Origin of the sequence: Pseudomonas sp. B37(2017) (assembly GCF_002112885.1) — a bacterium.
GTDB classification, from domain to species: domain Bacteria; phylum Pseudomonadota; class Gammaproteobacteria; order Pseudomonadales; family Pseudomonadaceae; genus Aquipseudomonas; species Aquipseudomonas paraglycinae.
Window position 1 is genome coordinate 1 of sequence record NZ_NEIX01000019.1, and the last position, 17,226, is coordinate 17,226.

The 17,226-nt window shown below is 62.7% G+C and carries 17 protein-coding genes; 6 read left to right on the plus strand and 11 right to left on the minus strand.

The features are described 5' to 3' along the window. On the minus strand, window positions 1-1,233 hold a 1,233-nt coding region (locus tag CAF90_RS28100), incomplete at its 3' end, for an acetyl-CoA C-acetyltransferase (protein ID WP_085609181.1). A 177-nt stretch (window positions 1,234-1,410) separates the two neighbouring features. On the opposite strand from CAF90_RS28100, the gene CAF90_RS28105 reads away from it, so the two are divergent. The 4 genes from CAF90_RS28105 (at window position 1,411) to CAF90_RS28120 (ending at window position 7,277) form a co-directional block, all read left to right on the plus strand. After that, complete coding sequence (locus CAF90_RS28105) at window positions 1,411-2,763, plus strand: 3-oxoacyl-ACP reductase (protein WP_085609182.1); 1,353 nt, start codon at window positions 1,411-1,413, stop codon at window positions 2,761-2,763. Window positions 2,764-2,765: 2 nt separating this feature from the next. Continuing rightward, window positions 2,766-3,620 carry a MaoC family dehydratase gene (locus CAF90_RS28110; RefSeq protein ID WP_085609183.1) on the plus strand — a complete coding sequence of 285 codons (855 nt, stop codon included), beginning with the start codon at window positions 2,766-2,768 and terminating at the stop codon, window positions 3,618-3,620. 318 nt (window positions 3,621-3,938) lie between these two features. Further along, entirely contained in the window at window positions 3,939-5,471 is a 1,533-nt protein-coding gene (locus CAF90_RS28115; RefSeq protein WP_085609205.1) for a collagen-like triple helix repeat-containing protein, read from the plus strand. Window positions 5,472-5,606: 135 nt separating this feature from the next. Next, complete coding sequence (locus CAF90_RS28120; protein WP_085609184.1) at window positions 5,607-7,277, plus strand: ShlB/FhaC/HecB family hemolysin secretion/activation protein; 1,671 nt, start codon at window positions 5,607-5,609, stop codon at window positions 7,275-7,277. 40 nt (window positions 7,278-7,317) lie between these two features. On the opposite strand, the gene CAF90_RS28125 is transcribed toward CAF90_RS28120, so the two are convergent. Genes CAF90_RS28125 through cpaB form a run of 8 tightly spaced genes read right to left on the minus strand, consistent with a single transcriptional unit; the run spans window position 7,318 to window position 14,796 of the window. Then, window positions 7,318-7,596, minus strand: a complete 279-nt coding sequence (locus CAF90_RS28125; protein ID WP_085609185.1) for a DUF3613 domain-containing protein — start codon at window positions 7,594-7,596, stop codon at window positions 7,318-7,320. 16 nt (window positions 7,597-7,612) lie between these two features. Next, window positions 7,613-8,335: a tetratricopeptide repeat protein gene (locus CAF90_RS28130; RefSeq protein WP_007958459.1), complete on the minus strand. Its 723-nt coding sequence runs from the start codon at window positions 8,333-8,335 to the stop codon at window positions 7,613-7,615. 34 nt (window positions 8,336-8,369) lie between these two features. Further along, window positions 8,370-9,254, minus strand: a complete 885-nt coding sequence (locus CAF90_RS28135) for a type II secretion system F family protein (RefSeq protein ID WP_085609186.1) — start codon at window positions 9,252-9,254, stop codon at window positions 8,370-8,372. Window position 9,255: 1 nt separating this feature from the next. Continuing rightward, window positions 9,256-10,140: a type II secretion system F family protein gene (locus CAF90_RS28140; RefSeq protein ID WP_085609187.1), complete on the minus strand. Its 885-nt coding sequence runs from the start codon at window positions 10,138-10,140 to the stop codon at window positions 9,256-9,258. 18 nt (window positions 10,141-10,158) lie between these two features. Next, window positions 10,159-11,427: a CpaF family protein gene (locus tag CAF90_RS28145; protein WP_085609188.1), complete on the minus strand. Its 1,269-nt coding sequence runs from the start codon at window positions 11,425-11,427 to the stop codon at window positions 10,159-10,161. Continuing rightward, the gene (locus tag CAF90_RS28150; protein ID WP_007958455.1) at window positions 11,424-12,614 is read right to left on the minus strand and encodes a Flp pilus assembly protein, ATPase CpaE; all 1,191 of its coding nucleotides are present in this window, start codon (window positions 12,612-12,614) and stop codon (window positions 11,424-11,426) included. The genes CAF90_RS28145 and CAF90_RS28150 overlap by 4 nt, the downstream gene beginning before the upstream one ends. Further along, the gene (locus tag CAF90_RS28155) at window positions 12,611-13,834 is read right to left on the minus strand and encodes a type II and III secretion system protein family protein (RefSeq protein ID WP_085609189.1); all 1,224 of its coding nucleotides are present in this window, start codon (window positions 13,832-13,834) and stop codon (window positions 12,611-12,613) included. The genes CAF90_RS28150 and CAF90_RS28155 overlap by 4 nt, the downstream gene beginning before the upstream one ends. A 20-nt stretch (window positions 13,835-13,854) precedes the next feature. Next, on the minus strand, window positions 13,855-14,796 hold the full coding sequence (gene cpaB, locus CAF90_RS28160; protein WP_085609190.1) for a Flp pilus assembly protein CpaB: 942 nt from the start codon (window positions 14,794-14,796) through the stop codon (window positions 13,855-13,857). A gap of 331 nt (window positions 14,797-15,127) precedes the next feature. Between cpaB and CAF90_RS28165 the strand changes: the two genes are divergently transcribed. Then, a complete protein-coding gene (locus CAF90_RS28165) occupies window positions 15,128-15,343 on the plus strand; it encodes a Flp family type IVb pilin (RefSeq protein ID WP_170929432.1) in 216 nt (71 codons plus the stop codon). A 71-nt stretch (window positions 15,344-15,414) separates the two neighbouring features. After that, complete coding sequence (locus tag CAF90_RS28170) at window positions 15,415-15,822, plus strand: response regulator (protein WP_007958451.1); 408 nt, start codon at window positions 15,415-15,417, stop codon at window positions 15,820-15,822. 22 nt (window positions 15,823-15,844) lie between these two features. Here CAF90_RS28170 and CAF90_RS28175 read toward each other — a convergent pair whose 3' ends face one another. Then, entirely contained in the window at window positions 15,845-16,621 is a 777-nt protein-coding gene (locus tag CAF90_RS28175) for a response regulator transcription factor (RefSeq protein WP_085609207.1), read from the minus strand. A gap of 125 nt (window positions 16,622-16,746) precedes the next feature. Further along, on the minus strand, window positions 16,747-17,217 hold the full coding sequence (locus CAF90_RS28180) for a prepilin peptidase (protein WP_085609191.1): 471 nt from the start codon (window positions 17,215-17,217) through the stop codon (window positions 16,747-16,749). Window positions 17,218-17,226: the final 9 nt, after the last annotated feature.

Here is a 17,226-nt window from a genome sequence, read left to right on the forward strand (position 1 = left end):
AATCGAAATCAACCCCCGCCCCTGCCCCGCCGCATCCAGCAACTTCGCCAGGTTCGCCACGATCCGCCCGCCCGTCGCAGCAAACGGATGCCCCGCCGCCAGCGAGCTGCCCTTGACGTTCAAACGGCTGCGATCAATCGAGCCCAGCGGCGCATCCAGCCCCAACCGGGTCTTGCAGTATTCCGGATCTTCCCAGGCCTTCAACGTGCACAACACTTGCGCGGCAAAGGCTTCGTGGATTTCGTAGTAGTCGAAGTCCTGCAAGGTCAAACCATTGCGCGCCAGCAACCGTGGTACCGCATATACCGGAGCCATCAGCAGCCCTTCGGCGCCGTTGACGAAATCCACCGCCGCCGCTTCGCCGTCGCGCAGATACGCGAGGATTGGCAGACCACGCTCCTTCGCCCACTCCTCGCTACCCAGCAGCACCACCGAGGCGCCATCAGTCAGCGGCGTGGAGTTGCCGGCGGTCAGCGTGCCCTTGGCGCTTTTTTCGAAGGCCGGTTTCAGGGTCGCGAGTTTCTCCAGGGTCAGGTCCGGGCGCAGGTTGTTGTCGCGGGTGAGGCCGAGGAACGGGGTCATCAGGTCGTTGTGCCAGCCTTCGCTGTAGGACGCCGCCAGTTTGTGATGGCTTTCGAAGGCCAATTGATCCTGTTCCTCGCGGGGGATGTTCCAGGTCTGCGCCATCAACTCGCAGTGCTCGCCCATCGACAGGCCGGTGCGCGGTTCGCCGTTGCGCGGAAACTCGGGGATCAGGTGTCTCGGGCGCAATTGCAGGAAGGTCTTGAGCTTGTCGCCGGTGGTCTTGGCGCGGTTGGCTTGCAGAAGGATCTTGCGCAGGCCTTCGCTGACGCTGATCGGCGCGTCGGACGTGGTGTCGACGCCGCCGGCAATGCCGCAATCGATCTGGCCGAGGGCGATCTTGTTCGCCACCAGCAAAGCGGCTTCCAGGCCGGTGCCGCAAGCCTGCTGAATGTCATAGGCCGGGGTGGCTGGCGACAGACGCGAGCCGAGCACGCATTCGCGGGTCAGGTTCATATCCCGTGACAATTTCAGCACCGCCCCCGCGACCACTTCGCCGATGCGCTGGCCGTGCAGGTTGTAGCGTTCGATCAGGCCTTCGAGGGCAGCGGTGAGCATCACCTGATTGCTCGCGGTGGCATACGGCCCGTTGGAACGGGCGAACGGAATGCGGTTGCCACCAATGATCGCGACGCGGCGCAGCTGACTCATGAAATGCTCCTTGTGAAATATCCGGTCTGAAAATCGAGCGCTGAAAACCCGGTCGGGCCACAAAAGCGCCGAGGGCAAACTACTCTGCTGTTCTAGCGTAGGCCTTATTGCGTGGATCGAACGATTGATTGCCCTTCGCAGTCCACACTTTGAACCCCATCTTCTGGAGAGCGTTCCATGTCTGACCGCTATATCGACTTCGCCAACTCGTCCATCGGCCACCGTCTGGTCGGGGCCCTGGGCCTGCCGTCGCCGGTGCGGCTGGAACGCTGGCAGGCCGGGCGCCTGCGGCCGGTGGACGGTGCGCTGCTGATCGGCGGCGGGCCGCTGGCCGAACGGGTCAGTGCATTCGCCAATCGCCTGACCGACGCGATCTACCGCTACGGCGACCAGCCGGCAACTGCCACCCAATGGATTCCCGGCCATGGCCCGAAACTCAAGGCCGTGGTGTTCGACGCCAGCGATTTGCAGCACACCGACCAGCTCAAGCAGCTGCGCGAATTCTTCCAGCCGCTGATGAAGAACCTCGACAGCAGCGCGCACCTGGTGATTCTCGGCCGCGCCCCGGAAACCCTGCGCGAACCGTTTGCCGCCAGCGCGCAACGAGCGCTTGAAGGTTTCTCCCGCTCACTGGCCAAGGAGCTGCGCAGCGGCGGCACGCTGCAACTGATCTACGTGGGCGAAGGCGCCGAGGATCAGCTCGAAGGGCCGCTGCGGTTTTTCCTCTCGCCGAAAAGCGCTTTCGTGTCCGGGCAAGTGATTCGTCTGACGGCCTGCGCCACTCAGGTCACCGACTGGACCCGCCCGCTGGCCGGGCGCAAGGCGCTGGTCACCGGCGCGGCGCGCGGCATCGGCGCCTCCATCGCCGAAACTTTGGCCCGTGACGGCGCCGAGGTAGTCCTGCTCGACGTGCCGCCCGCGAAAACCGATCTCGAAGCCCTGGCCGCTCGCCTCGGCGGGCGCGCCATCACCCTCGACATCTGCGCCGAAGACGCCGCTACGCAACTGATCGAACAGTTGCCGGACGGCCTCGATATTCTGGTGCACAACGCCGGCATCACCCGCGACAAGACCCTGGCCAACATGACGCCCGAGTTCTGGGACGCGGTGCTGGCGGTCAATCTCAACGCGCCGCAAGTGCTGACCAAGGCCCTGCTCGACAGCGGCACTTTGCGCGATAACGCGCGGGTGATTCTGCTGGCCTCGATCAGCGGCATCGCCGGCAATCGCGGGCAGACCAATTACGCGGCGAGCAAGGCCGGCCTGATCGGACTGGCCCAGGCCTGGGCGCCGACGCTGCTGGAACGCGGCATCAGCATCAACGCCGTGGCGCCGGGGTTCATCGAGACCCAGATGACCGCGCACATCCCCTTTGGCCTGCGCGAAGCCGGCCGGCGCATGAGTTCGCTGGGCCAGGGCGGCCTGCCGCAAGACGTCGCCGAAGCCGTGGCCTGGCTGGCCCAACCGGGCACCGGCGCGTTCACCGGGCAAGCGTTGCGGGTGTGCGGCCAAAGCGTTCTGGGGGCCTGAACATGACCATCGAATGGCAAACGCTGCACCACGAGCCGAGCCTGCCGGGGCTGTATGCCCGGGCGGCGACCCGACGCAAAATCACCGGCACCACTCTGCCCGACAGCGGCTTGCGCTGTGCCGTCGAGGTGGATGGAAAACGGCTGGCGGCGTATCGCAAGGTCTGCGGTTTCACCGATGACGGTCTGCTGCCGCCGACCTATCCGCATATCCTGGCGTTCGCCCTGCAGATGCAATTGCTGACGGCCAAAGAGTTTCCGTTCCCTTTGCTGGGGCTGATTCATCTGAGCAACCGCATCCGCGTATTGCGGCCGATGGGCGGGATCAGTCGTGCGCAAGTCAGCGTCCGGGTGCATAACCTGCAACCGCATCCGAAGGGCGCGACCTTCGATCTGCTGACCACTCTCGACGATCAACTCGGCCCGTTGTGGGAAGCCGAAAGCCGGATGCTCTGTCGCGGCGTGAAGCTCGAAGGCGAACCGGTCGAACAGACTTGGGAGCCGACGCTGCCCCTCGCGCAAGTGGCGCAATGGAAGGCGCCGACGGACATCGGCCGGCAGTACGCCAAAGTCTCCGGCGACTACAATCCGATTCACTTGAGTGCGGCCAGCGCCAAACTGTTCGGTTTCCCAACCGCCATCGCTCATGGTTTGTGGAACAAGGCCCGGACGCTGGCGGCACTGGCGGATCATCTGCCCAAGGCCAACCTTGAGGTCACCGTGCACTTTCGCAAACCGGTGCGCCTGCCGAGCGAGGTGAGTCTGTTCGCCAGCGCTGCCGGTTCCAGCGGTGAGTTACGCCTGATCGGCGCCGGGGATCTGGAGCACATGGTGGGCAACTGGCAGCCGGTAGCCTGACATCGAGGCCGGGAAAACCTGCTCAATTGTGTATATATCACTTAAGTTTTCCCGCGCCGCACAAACGTCCCTCGCCGAAACCCAGCCTTGATTTTCAAGGCTTTTTTTTGCGCGCCTATATCCTCGGTATTAGTCGTTAGGCGGCACTCGCCGCCCCCTGCATAAAGGCGTTAATACCAACTTGAGAATGGCGTGGATCCAGCCTTGCGACTGATATGAGCACAACGGACGAAGGCATTGCCGGCAACAGAACCGGCGAGCCGTCGAAGTCAACGAACGTTGTGACAGGTGCAAGGAATAACCCTCATGAAAACCCACATGAAAGCTCAGGCGTGGTGCAAATCGGCAACAGCACTGGCCCTTATTCTCTCTCTCGGTCTGGCCGGTTGCAGCAGTGGCGGCGGCGGTCATCACAGCAGCTCCGGCAGCTCTTCCCCCGACAGTTCGACTGCGGGTACTGGCGGCACGGGCGGTACCGGAGGCACCGGTGATACGGCGGGCACGGGTGGCACCGGCGGAACTGGCGGCACGACGACCCCGACGGATCCAACCAATCCGACCAATCCCACCGACCCGACGGACCCGACCAACCCCACCAATCCGGGCACTCCGACGCCTCTGGTTACCACCACACTGGTGCAGGACGTCGGCAATACCGTCAGCGGAGTGGGTAATGGTGTCGGCCAGGTCGGTGACTCCCTGAGCGGCGTGCCGGTCGTTGGCGGTGTGGTGCAAAGCGCAGCGAAAACCGCCGGCAACGTGGTGACCACGCTGGGCGACGGCGTAGCCAACGGCATCGGCAAACTGGCGACCACCGACAACGGTCTGGGCGTCACCGCTTCGGCTGTCGGCGGCGTGGTGCAGGATGTGGGCAACGGCGTGTCCGACCTCAGCGGCAAACTGGCGACTGCCACCGGCAGCGTTCCAGTGGTCGGCGGTGTGGTGACCAAAGTCGCTCCACTGCTCAACGGAGTCGGTGAAAAAGTCACCATGCTCGGTGACACGCTCAGCACCGCTACCACCACCGGCCCGCTCGGCTCGGTTACCAAAGAAGTGGGCAGCAAACTGGTACCGGTGATTGCCATGGTCGAAAGCACCACGGACAAACTCGGCAGCGCTACGGGGCTGGGTGCTCCCGTAAACGGCCTGCTGCAGAAAGTCGGCAGCACCGTCGATGGAGTAGGCGACAAAGTCACCGACGCCGGCAACGGCAACGCCCTGACCAACACTGTCGGCGGTGCCTTGAGCAATGTCGGCACTGCTGTCGGCAAGGCCGGTGGACTGGTCGCCAACGGCACCGGTTCGGGAACGGGCGTCGGTGGTGGTCTGGGCAACAATGGCTTGCTGCAAACCGTCGGCGGCGCAGTCGTGAACGTCGGCGCCGGGTTGAGCAGCGGCAATGGCAGCCTCGCCGCACCGGGTGGTGTGCTGGCAGCGGCGGGCAATACCGTAGCCTCGCTCAACACCGTGCTTGGCGGCTCGGGATCGCCGATCACCAGCCCGACCACTCCACTGGCCACCCTGGGCAACAACGTGGGTGCGGGACTTGCACCGGTTACCACTGCGGTCACCAGCCTGACCCAGAATGTCGGTGCCGCCACCGGGCTCGGCTCTCCAGTCGCCGGTCTCACCGGCCAGGTTGGCGGCGCCGTCGGCAATCTCGGCAACACGATTGCCAGCACCAATGCCAATCCTGTCGTCACCGCGGTCGGTAACACCGTCACCACGGTGGGCAACACGGTCACAGCAGTCGGCGGACTGGTCAACGGTGGCACTGCCACCGGGACCGGCGGCGGACTGGGTGGCGTTCTCGGCGGCCTGACCGGCGCCCTGGGAGGGAACAATCGCTGATTTGCACCTGGCCGATTCGACGGCCTTACCTACAGCGCCTACGCTTGGTTGAGGGCGGAAGATTCCCACGAGTCTTCCGCTTTTTTCTTAGGAGAAACCCTGCCCCGTGCTGCGGGTTTGAACATGGAGTGTCCTATGCGCGTCATGGCATCCCTGCTGTTGCTCAGTCTCAGTTCCACCGCCCTCGCCGACACCCTGCCCAGCTTTCTCAACAGCAACGAAACCATCCGCAACCTGCCGGTGCCGAACCTGCCCGCCGACGCCTACCGGCCGAACGCCGCGCCGCTGCAAGTGCCGGAGCCCGGCGCCACGGCCGCCCAGCCGTTGCTGATGGGCACGAAGATCAACCTCAGGACCGTGCAGATCGAAGGCGGCACGCTCTATCCACTGAACGAACTGGCCGAAATCTACAAACCCCTGATCGGCCGCGAGAGCAGCCTCGCCGACCTGATCGAAGCCACCCGCACGATCACCCGTCGTTATCAACAGGACGGTTATCTGCTGTCCTACGCCTTCCTGCCACAACAAACCTTCGATGACGGCGTGGCGCGCGTGGTGCTGGTGGAAGGTTACGTGCGCGACGTGCAGATCGCCGGCGACGTCGGACGGGTCAAAGCCCTGCTCGACCGGCTGGCCGCCAAGCTCCAGGCCGAACGCCCGCTGACGCGCAAGACGTTCGAGCGCTACACCACGCTGATGACCCGCATTCCCGGCGTGACGATCCAGGCCCAGGTGCCGCCGCCCGGCACCACCGACGGCGCGACGACGCTGGTGGCCCAGGCCAGTCGCAAGCCGTTCACCAGCACCCTGAGCACCACCGAAGACAACCGCAACGGCACCCAGGCCCTGCTCGGCGTCAGCAGCAATTCACAAACGTCGATGGGCGAACAATTGAGCCTCAGCGGCCTGTTTCCACCGGGGGATGATCACGAGCATTACTACCGGCTGGACTACAACCAGTTCATCAACGATGAAGGCGCACAACTGAGTCTGTCGGCCTCACGCTATCGCGCCGACCCCGGCACCAACGTGCTGTTGAACAACGGACTGGAACTCAAGCCGCACCGTGAAAACGATCGTTATTCGCTCGGTTTCACCCTCCCGCTGATTGCCGCCTCGGATGAATTGCTGACCGCCGGATCGCGCCTGTACGCCGTCAACGACAAGACCCGCTACAAGGTGATCGGCTACCCGCTGAGCGTCGAAGAACGCACCGACATCCGCGCCCTCGCCTTCGAAAGCGACTGGCGCAAGGCCGATGCCCGGCAACTGCGGATCCTCAGTGGCGGCGTCTATCAGGGCTTCGACAGCATGGGTGCGCACACCAACAACAGCGCCATCGACCTCGACTTCTTCCGGGTGCGTCTGTCGGGGGTACAGAGCAACAAGTTCCTCGATAACTGGCAAGGGGTACTGTCGGCCGCGTTGTACTGGACCAGCGACACCCTGCCCGACAGCGAGCGCGCGGTGTTCGGCGGGCAGAATTTCGGTCGCGGTTATCCCGACGATCAGGCGTCCGGTGACAAGGGCTGGGGCGTGGCTTACGAGATCAACTACAGCTTCAACCGCGACGGCAACTGGGTGCGCATCCTGCAACCGTATTTCGTGCTCGACCGCTCGCGCAGCTGGTTCAATGAATTGCCGGTGCAGGCCAACAACCTGTCATCGGCGGCGTTCGGTCTGAGATTTGGCGATGCGAAGTACTACAACATCGCCCTGGAAGCCGCCAAGGCAATGTCGGATGAAGCGCTGGACACCTTCAATCGCCGGCCGCGCTACAGCATCAGTTTCAGCTATCAGTTATAGGCCGCTGCCGCAGGCAACTGCGGTGGCCTGCGAAGCGCGACTATTGCTTCTCGATCTTGCCACCCGCATCCGGGTCGTAGAAATCGGGAATCTCATATTTGTACTTCTTCAGCCAGCGCTGCATCGCCAGTTCACGCTCGGTGGCCGTGGCCGCCTGCGGATCGGGGGACGCAGCCTTGTTGCGGCTTTGCAGCAACAGCCAGCCTTCGGTTTCCTGCTGCTGCGCCGAGGCCGGGCCGGCATCGATGGCCAGTGCGCCGAGCGGCAGACTCAGCAGACTCAGCAGACTCAGGCAGCACAGCGTCTTGAACGTATTCATGGCAGCTCCTTGAGGCTCACTTGATCGTCGCCGGTTGCGCATCAACCGCCACGGCAACCTGATTGCCAGCGACAGGTCTGGCCTTGACCGGCGACTTGAGTTTCTCCGCGCGTTCCTGGGCATCGGTGAACTGTTCCGGGGTCAGGTGCGCGCGGCTGACCACTTCCGCAGCTTGCTGCCAGTTGTTCTGGTAGAGCAGCAGGGTCACCAGATTCAGCGTCGCCAATTGATTGTTCTGCTTCAACTCGATGGCCGTCAGAAACTCGAAGCGAGCGTCTTCGAGCCGCAGCTGATTGAGGTACACCACGCCCAGATCGTTGCGGATGTCTTCATTGGTCGGCGCCAATCGCGCGGCCCGTTGCAGATGGGCCTGAGCCTGACCGTTGTCGCCACGGGCGGCATACAACTGGCCCAGACCATGTTCGGCGTCGGCGTTCAGGCACGTGCCGAGCAGGCTGCGATACAACGGCTCGGCTTCGCTGCGGCCCAGCAGGCGATAGACCTTGGCCTTGCGCAGGCGTACCTCGACGAGGTTGTCGGGCAGCCCCTGCAGGTTGGCCAGGCTGGCGTGCAGCTTGCCATCGTTGACCAGATCATCGGCCAGGTTCAGCGACAGCTCCTGTTCGGAACTCAGCTTGCTGCAACTGGCCGGCGCCAGCATCGTCGTCCACGGCGCCTGACCGTCCGTTGCGCAACCGCCGAGCAGCAACAGACTTGCCACAACCATCAGTGCTTTCATCCATCGCTCTCCATCGCCATAGTCATTTTCATTGTCAGGACGCAAACGCCCGGGTGATTGCGGTAAAACCCGGGCCCGCCAAAACGATCAGCAAGGCCGGGAACAGCAACAGCATCATGACCACTGACATCTTCGCCGACATCTTCGAGATGTATTCCTGCAAGCGTGTCAGGCGTCGGTCATCCAGCAGTTGCTTGAGCGTCAGCAGCGATTTCATCGCGCCGCCGCCCTGTTGAATCAGTTGTTGCAGGATCACGCAGGTGTCAGTGAACTCATCCACCGCCAGCATCGCGGCCGCCTTGTTCAGCTCCTGTCCGAGCTCCAGGCCCGAGTCGACGCGGGCCAGAATCAGGCGCAGTTCGCTGGTCAGCTCCGGCAGCAATTTTTGCCCTTCGAGGCTGAGCACACGCAGCGCCTGTTCGACGGCCATGCCGGATTCGAACAGGATCCGCAGCAGCGGAATGAACGTCGACACTTCCACCGCAATGATTTTCTGCCGCCGGCCAGCGACGTACGCCAGCAGGCGTTTGGGTACAAGATAACCAACGCCTGTGGCGATCATCGGCACCAGCCAGCCGTTGGGGGCGAGGGGAAAAAACACTTCTTTCAGAAACAGGCCCAGCCCCAGTGTCAGCAGCGGCGTGCCGATCTGGCAGGCGGCAAACAGCGAGCGCTCGCTGGCCCGGCGCCAGCCGAGGCGGCTGAGCAGGGTCTGGGTTTCACTGTCGATGCTCACCGAACGCTGGCCGAACCGACTGCTGCCCAGTGCCCGCAGCCAGTTGCCGAAACGGTTCTCGCGCACCAACTGTCCCTGCAGACGCTGGTTGACCTGACGCACCCGACGCCGCTCGGTCAGCAGGTGATTGCCGACCAGCAACAGCGCCCCGAGCAACAGCATCAGACTGGCCAGCATCAGCATGTCAGACACTCCTCAACATGCGCCACAGCGCCAGGCAACCGGAGACCTGCAACACCACCGCGATAATCAGCATGGTCCGACCGCCCGAGTCGTTCCACATGCCGAGCATGTAGCCGGGATTGGTCAGCATGAAGTAACTGACCAGGATCACCGGCAGCGATCCGAGCACCCACGCGGTCATCCGGGTTTCGCCGGTCAGCGCGCGCAGTTGCCGGGCACCCTGGTCGCGTTCGCGAATCAGCTTGATCAGGTTCTCCAGCAACTCGCTGGCATTGCCGCCGTAGCGGTGGTTGACCTTCAGGCCCAGGGCGAACATGCGCAATTCGTCCTGCTCGTAGAGCTCGGCGAAATCACTGACCGCGTCCGGCAGGTTCACCCCCAGTTGCACGTTGCGCTGCACCCGGCCCATCGCGGCTTTCAACGGGTCCTCACTGGTTTCGATGCCGCCCATCACTGCATCGCTCAGGGTCCGGCCGGACTTGAGGCTGCGCACGGTGTGGTCGAGCAACTGCGGCAACTGTTCGATCATCCGATTGAGCCGACGCCGATATCGCCACGCGATGTACAGCCGCAGAATCAGCGGCGGCGCGAGTATCAGCACCAGCAGACCGATCCAGTCGGCCAGCAGGTAACCCAGCATCATGGCCACAACCCACAACGACAGCCAAAGCCCGAAGTGCTCGTTCGGCCGGCCGAGGCCGGCCCGCAAAAACATCCGCTCCAGCCCGGTCCACGAGGTTTTTTCGGCAACGCCCTGGGGCTGCCCGGCGGCGAGGCGCGAGAGCACCCGTTCGTTGGCAGTCTTGCGCACACCTTGCAGGAACAGGCGAATCGACAGCCCCAACAACAGCAGGCAGAGGACGATCAGGATCACCGGTCCGATCATGACGAAGGCTCCATGCGCTCAGCCCAGACTCGACTCGTGCCGCAACTTGTCGCCGGCCGGGTTGACCGCCTCGCGCAGGAAGCCGAAACCGGTGCGCCGATCCAGACGGAACAGGGTGTTGGTGACGTACACGTCTTCGCGCACGCCGACCACTTCCACCACCTCACTGACACAGCGGCGGCCGTCGGGCATGCGGGTCAATTGAATGATCACGTCGAGCGCCGCGCAGATCATCTGCCGCAGGGTGCGTTCGGCCACCGTGCGCCCGGTCAGGCCGACCAGCGTTTCCAGACGCAGCAATGCATCCTGGGCGTTGTTGGCGTGAACCGTGCTCATCGAGCCGTCGTGACCGGTGTTCATCGCCGTCAACACGTCGAGCACTTCGACGCCGCGGATCTCGCCGAGAATGATCCGGTCCGGACGCATCCGCAGGGCGTTACGGATCAGGTCGCTGGCCTTGACCTCGCCATGGCCCTCGGCATTCGGCGGCCGGGTTTCCAGGCGCACCACGTGAGGATGGCCGAGTTGCAGTTCGGCGACGTCTTCGATGGTCACCAACCGTTCGTGGGGGTTGATGAGTTGGCTGAGAATGTTCAGCAGCGTGGTCTTGCCGGTGCCCGTGCCGCCGCTGATCAGGATGTTGCAGCGTTTGCCCACGGCCTCCTGGAAGCACTCGAAAATCGGCAGGTCGATGGTCTGCATCGCAATCAGGTCGCTGCTCTTGAGCATGTCCTTGCGGAATTTTCGAATCGACAGGCACGGACCGTCGAGGGCAATCGGCGGGATGATCGCGTTGACCCGGCTGCCGTCCGGCAGGCGTGCATCGACCATCGGCGAAGACTCGTCCAGCCGGCGCCCGAGCGGCGCCAGAATGCGCTGCATGACCCGTTCGACGTGATGGGCATCGATGAAACGCAGGTCACTCTGATGCAGTACGCCGTCGCGCTCGACGAACACCCGGTGCGGGCCGTTGACCAGAATCTCGGTCACGGCGCTGTCACGCAGCAACACTTCCAGCGGGCCGAATCCAGTCAGTTCATCGACGATTTCTTCCGCCAGCCGCTCCATCTCGTAACGTGAAATCGCCAGATGCAAACGGGCGATGTATTCGGCGACCTTGTCGGTGACAAATTGCGCCAGCAACTGCCGCGAACCTTCCAGCAGGTTTTTCCCGGACTCCTCGATGGCATCGATGATGTACCGATGCAGGACCAGTTTCAGGCCTTCGTGGTCGGTGTTGCCCGACTGGCCACGCGCCGGCGCACCGAAGAGTTTTTCCGGGCTCATGAGGTGCCTCGCAACCGGTCGAACCAGGTGACCTTGGGTTTGGCCAGGCCTTCGGAGCGTTTGGCCAGCCGTTCGCCGAGCACCCGCAGGCTCTGGGTGAGTTTCTCCCGGGGGGCCAGTTCAAACAGGCTGACGCCCTGGTTCTTGGCGTTCATGCGCAGCTCCGGACTCAAGGCCAGCACGGCGATCACTTCCAGGTTGAAGGTCTTGCCGAGGGTGTCCGCATCCGGCGCGACGTTGCTCAGATAGCGGTCGACCAGCAGGCGTCCGTGATCGAGTTTCATGCCTTTTTCCCGCCACAGATTGAACACCGCCAGATTGCGCCGGCAATCGAGAACGCTCTGGTCGGTGTACCACAGCAGCTTGTCGCAATGACTGACGAAGGTGCGCAGGGCTTCGCTGTCGGGCTGGCCGGTGAGGTTCACGACGATGTGCTGGAAGTGCTGGCGCAAGGCGCTGAGCAACATGTACAGCTCGGCGGCGCTGGTGCTTTCCAGCGGCTCGTCGTTGTCGGCGTACGCCAGAATCCGCAGCCCCGCTTCGGCGCTGGTGAACGCACTGTCGATCAACGTGGCGTCGAGCCTGCGCAGGTGACGCAAGGCATCGCCGAAGTGAAACGAACTCTCCAGCCCCAGCAACGCCAGGCTGTCGCCACGGGGCAGACCTAGATCCAGCAGCAGCGTCTGCTGTCCGCTCTTTTGCACCACCAGTGCCATATGGTTGGCCAGTAGCGCGCCGTCGGAACTGCTCTGTACACCGTACAACACCGTCAGACCGCCCAGTTGTGCGTTATGAGTCACCGGCGGCAGGCGCTTGCTCAAGCGCCGCACCAGCCCGGCCACTTCGCTGGAGCGCGAACCATAGGCGACGAAATCCCGTGCCCCGGCGCGCATCGCATTTAGTACAAGCTGATTGTCCATGCCATCGCCGAGGGCAACGATCGCCAGCATCGGCTTGGCCTCCAGCGCGCCTTCAATCAGCGCGCTCTGGGCCACCACGTGTTCACGGTCGAGACCGACGAACACCAGGCTGGCGAAGGTGACGTCCACCAGCGCGAGCAATTCGTCGAGGCTGCCGCCACCGGCACTGACCACCTGACCCAACGGCGCAAGCGCGCTTTGCAGCCACTCCAGATCAGTGTTGTTGCGGGTGATGGCGAGGAAGGTCTGACTCAGGCTCTGGCTCATTGGGACAACCCGCTGCGCTTGTCGAAGTTACCGTTTTCCAGGAAGAACATGCGGTAGAAATTCGGATCGTAGTTGCGCAGTTTTTCACCCGGCAACGACGGCAGTTGTGCCTCCGCCGAGAGCGGGCGCACCAGATGCGGGGTGACGATCATCAGCAGCTCACGCTCTTCGCGTTTGATCTGCGAGCTTTTGAAAAAGGCCCCGAGCACCGGGATATCGCCCAACCCCGGAAACTTGTCGACCTGGGATGAGTTGGTGGTGCTGATCAGACCGCTGATGACAAAACTCTCGCCATCGGCCAGGGAAATGCTGGTGTCCGTGCGACGGATGGCCAGGGCCGGCACCGTGGTGCCGGCGATGTTCACCGCTTTGCTGAAATCCAGTTCGCTGACTTCCGGTGCCACTTTCAGGGCGATGCGATCGTGGCTGATGATGGTGGGCGTCAGGGTCAGGCGGATGCCGAATTCCTTGTATTCGATCGACACGTTGTCGCTACCGGAGCTGGGCACCGGAATCGGAATCTGCCCGCCCGCGAGGAAACTTGCGCTTTGCCCATTGAGAGCCACCAGGCTTGGCCGCGCCAGGGTGTAGGCGAAGCCGCTGCCCTCGAGGGCATTGATGATCGCCATGGTCTTGCCGCCGATCCACGAGAAGTTGAACAGCGCGTTGTCCACCGGCAATCGCGGTTGCGGGACGCCGTCGATGGGCGGCAGGGTTCCGGGTGAGCCGAACAGGAAGTTGCCGCGGGTGCCGATCAGCGAAGCCGACGCCTGCTTGAGCTTGGTGCGGCTGACTTCGACGAAGCGAATGTCGGTCTGGACCTGCGAGGGCAACAGCGCATCATCCGACGGCAGCGCACTGGTGTTGGTGAGGGCCGAAGTGGCGGCGCCCTTGACGAAGACCATGCTCTGACGCGGCTCGCTGGAGCAGCCGGTCCAGACCATGAGACTGGTCGCGCCCGGCGCCACGGCAGTGAGCAGGAACGAGGAATTGCCATTGGCATGCACGTCGGCGATTTTCGGATCACCGATGGCCAGGCGTGTGATCGCCACCGGTGATTGCATGTCCTGCTGCCAGCCTTCGTTGATTTCGATCACCGGCGGCAAGCGCCCGAGGGCCGCGCAGTTGCCGGTAGCCGCGTGCGCGGCATTGATTGACAGTCCCATCAGCAGCAAGGCCCGGAGCACGGGATTGAAGGTCGGCCAGGAACGACTCTGCATGCACTTGGATCCTTGCTCAGTCATGGGTTTTGTTGGTTGGTCTGATTGCCGCGAATCACTTCCACTGCGGGCCGTGCCGCCACAGCTTGGTCGCCGCTCGACAACGCTTTCGGCGCTGTCCCCAGCGCCAGCTGCGTGAACTGGAAGAGTTGACTGTTGGCGGCAACCAGTTTGTCCGGTGCCTGACTTTCGCCGGCCCAGTACTTGGCCAGGCGCTGTTCTTCACTGCTGCGCACGGCCAGGCGCAACGTCCCGACCTGGGTGGCGAGCATCAGTCGACTCAACAATTGTTCAGGCACCGCCAGCACCACGGTGCGCGCGGTGAGCCGGCGCTGGTCCTGTTTGATCTTGTCGTCGGCACTCATTGCGGGAGCGGACGGCTGACCGTCGTTGGTCAGGCCGTACTGTTCGCCGACTCCCAGCACGCGCATGGCCGGTACCACAATCTGTGCCGACTGCTGCGGATTGCTGGCGTCCTGGCGCAGGTACAACAGCACGTCGACGTAATCCCCGGGGATCAACTGCCCGGCCGCACCGATCACTTCATCGACCGACACGGCCAGTGCGCGCTCGTCACTGTGGATCATGCGCGCCAGTGTGCCGCCAGCCTCGAAGCTTTCTTCGTTGAGCCAGGTGCCGGCGCTCAGGTGGCGCCACGGCGTGCGGCCCACGGCCTGCTCGATGGTGCCGAGGCTGCCGGCGGGGGCGCTGAGCAGTTTTTCAACGGCCAGATCGGCGGCAGTAAGGGGGGTGAATGGCGGGACGTCACGCACCAGCACCACGACAGGTTGACGGGTCTGGTCTTCGGCGGCAGCGACGGTTTTTTCGACGGTGACCACCGTCGGCGCGGGAGCCTCGGCCACCGGAGCGGGTTGGCGGCTGAGCACCAGGCCCCAATATCCGACAACGATGGCGCCCAGTAAAAGCACCGCTGCAAGGCCCATGGTCACACGACTGTTCATGACGGCTCTCCCTTTCCTGCTGCACTACCAGCCCGCACTTCCTACCAAGGGAACATCGCAATCAGGCAGCTATGAACATCCAACTATTTCGCTATTTCCACGCTAGCTGAAACAAGCCAAAACGCCATTACTGACAGGCAAATAACCCACGAAAGTATGGGTGTTGGCCAATTAGCAGTCGAAATACCGGGAGAGACGAAGCGACTAATCCTTTATGACTAATCCGTTCTTACAGTTGTTGGGAGGGGGTTTGTTGACAATGCTCAAATGGCACGGCGAACGCTTTGCCGCTGCCGTTTCATCGGCGCCAGGAGCGCAAAGGAGTGGGCACATGTTTCGAATGATCGTTGATTATTTAATGGCCAAAGCCCTGATGTTGTACAAACGTGAAGACGGTGCTTCGGCGATCGAATACGCCATCGTCGTGGCCATGGTCGCCGTGGTGGTTGTCGTTTTTGTCACCCCGCTGGGTGATCGTATGCTGGCGATCTTCAACAACGTCCTGGTGTCGCTGGGCGGCACTGCGCAAACCCGGCCAACTCCGTAATCGAAGTTGCGCCAGCACCTTGCTGATGTCGGGCTACACTCGATCTTCCATTCAGCTTTCAGGTACTGCCCATGAACGTGTCTTCTTCCCCACGCCAACAGTTGCTTCTGGTTGACGACGAAGAGGACGCGTTGCTGGAGCTGGCGGAGTTGCTGGAAGGCGAAGGCTTCGTCTGTCATACCGCCACATCGGTCAAACTCGCCCTGCATCACCTGACCCGCCATCCCGATATCGCCCTGGTGATCACCGATCTGCGCATGCCGGAAGAGAGCGGCATGTCGCTGATCAAGCGCTTGCGCGAGCACACCTCGCGCCAGCATCTGCCGGTGATCGTGACGTCGGGACATGCGGACATGGAGGACGTGAGCGACATGCTGCGGTTGCAGGTGCTGGACCTGTTTCGCAAGCCGATCTATCACGTGCGGCTGCTGGAAACCCTCGACAACCTGTTTCCCAAGCCAAAGGTGAATGCCGGGTAAAGAGAATGCCCGGCAGTGTGATTCAGTGGGCAGTCACCCGCTGACGCAAACCGGAATTGCCCGGCGATAACGCCAGCGCCAACTGCGTGCGGTTATGCATGTGGGTCAGGCGCAACACCTGCGAAACGTACAGCTTCACGGTGTTTTCGGTGATGCCCAGCTCACAGGCAATCTGATAATTGGTCTGCCCCTTGCCCACCAGGCGCGCCACGTCCAGTTGCCGCGGCGACAGCTGATTGAAGATCGCCGGGATTTCCAGCTCACCGGTCTCGCGGGTGGCTTCGTCAGTGACGGGCGCCGGCCCTCGACGCACCTTGTCCAGATCCTGATAAAGATCGTCGATGGACGACGACAGGTCCTGAAGCTTCTGGTTCAGATGGCCCAGTTGCAGGGTTTTCTGCCGCTCCTGCAGCACCGTTTCCTGGCGTTGCAGGCCTTCGAGCAATTCATCGAGATTGACCGGTTTCTGGTAGTAGTCGGCAATCCCGGCGCGCAAGGCCTTGATCACGTCCTGCTTGTCGGCGCGGCCGGTGAGCATGATCGCTTCGAACGCCCGGTGTTTGCCGGCCAGCCGTTGCAGTTCCTGCACCAGTTGAATGCCGTCCATGTCCGGCATGTGCAGATCGCACAGCACCAGTCCGATCGCGAGGTCGTCCGAAAAACGCTCGATCGCCTCTTTACTGGACTCGCACGGCACACAGCGGTAGCCGCTGCTCTCGAGAAATTCGCAGAGTTCTTCGACGATCAGAGGCTGATCGTCGACAACGAGGACTTTTACCGCAGATGTAAGCTTGTTCACGTGCCACTCCATGCCCAGGCCAAAGCTGACCATTCCTGTACCGTCAGCCGTCGGCTGTATAACCAGTACCTTTGAAAGTAGACCCACTTTCCGACTATGTACATAAGACTAGTGGCGTTCGGCGACTAATGGATCCAAGGTAGCGCAAGCACAAAACCGATCAGCACGAACGGCGCAAATGGCAGCTTTTTTGACATGGATGGCGCCATATATCGAAGACGATGCCTAAGCCCTTGACTCATATGCAGCCAGAGTCTTGGCGCCAGAAGAATCCAGAGCAGGCTCGCTGCACCGGCGCCGATGAATATCCCGAGCAGCGACAAGCCGTCCGTCGAAAGACCGAGAGCTGTCATTAATTTCACATCGCCGGCGCCCATTCGCCCCATGAAATACCCCGGCAGCGTGAACGCCAGCGCCACGACACAGGCCCAGCCGCCCTGCCCGGCTTCGGCGCCCATCCAGGTGGTGCCGAAAGACAGCAGATAGACCAGCGCGAGAGCGGCGGCACCCAGCGTCAGAACGTTGGCAATCCTTCGTTGCCGGGCATCCTGAGCCGCGCACGCCGTCAACCAGATCAGAAGGACAAGGCTTTGCATGCGGTAAAA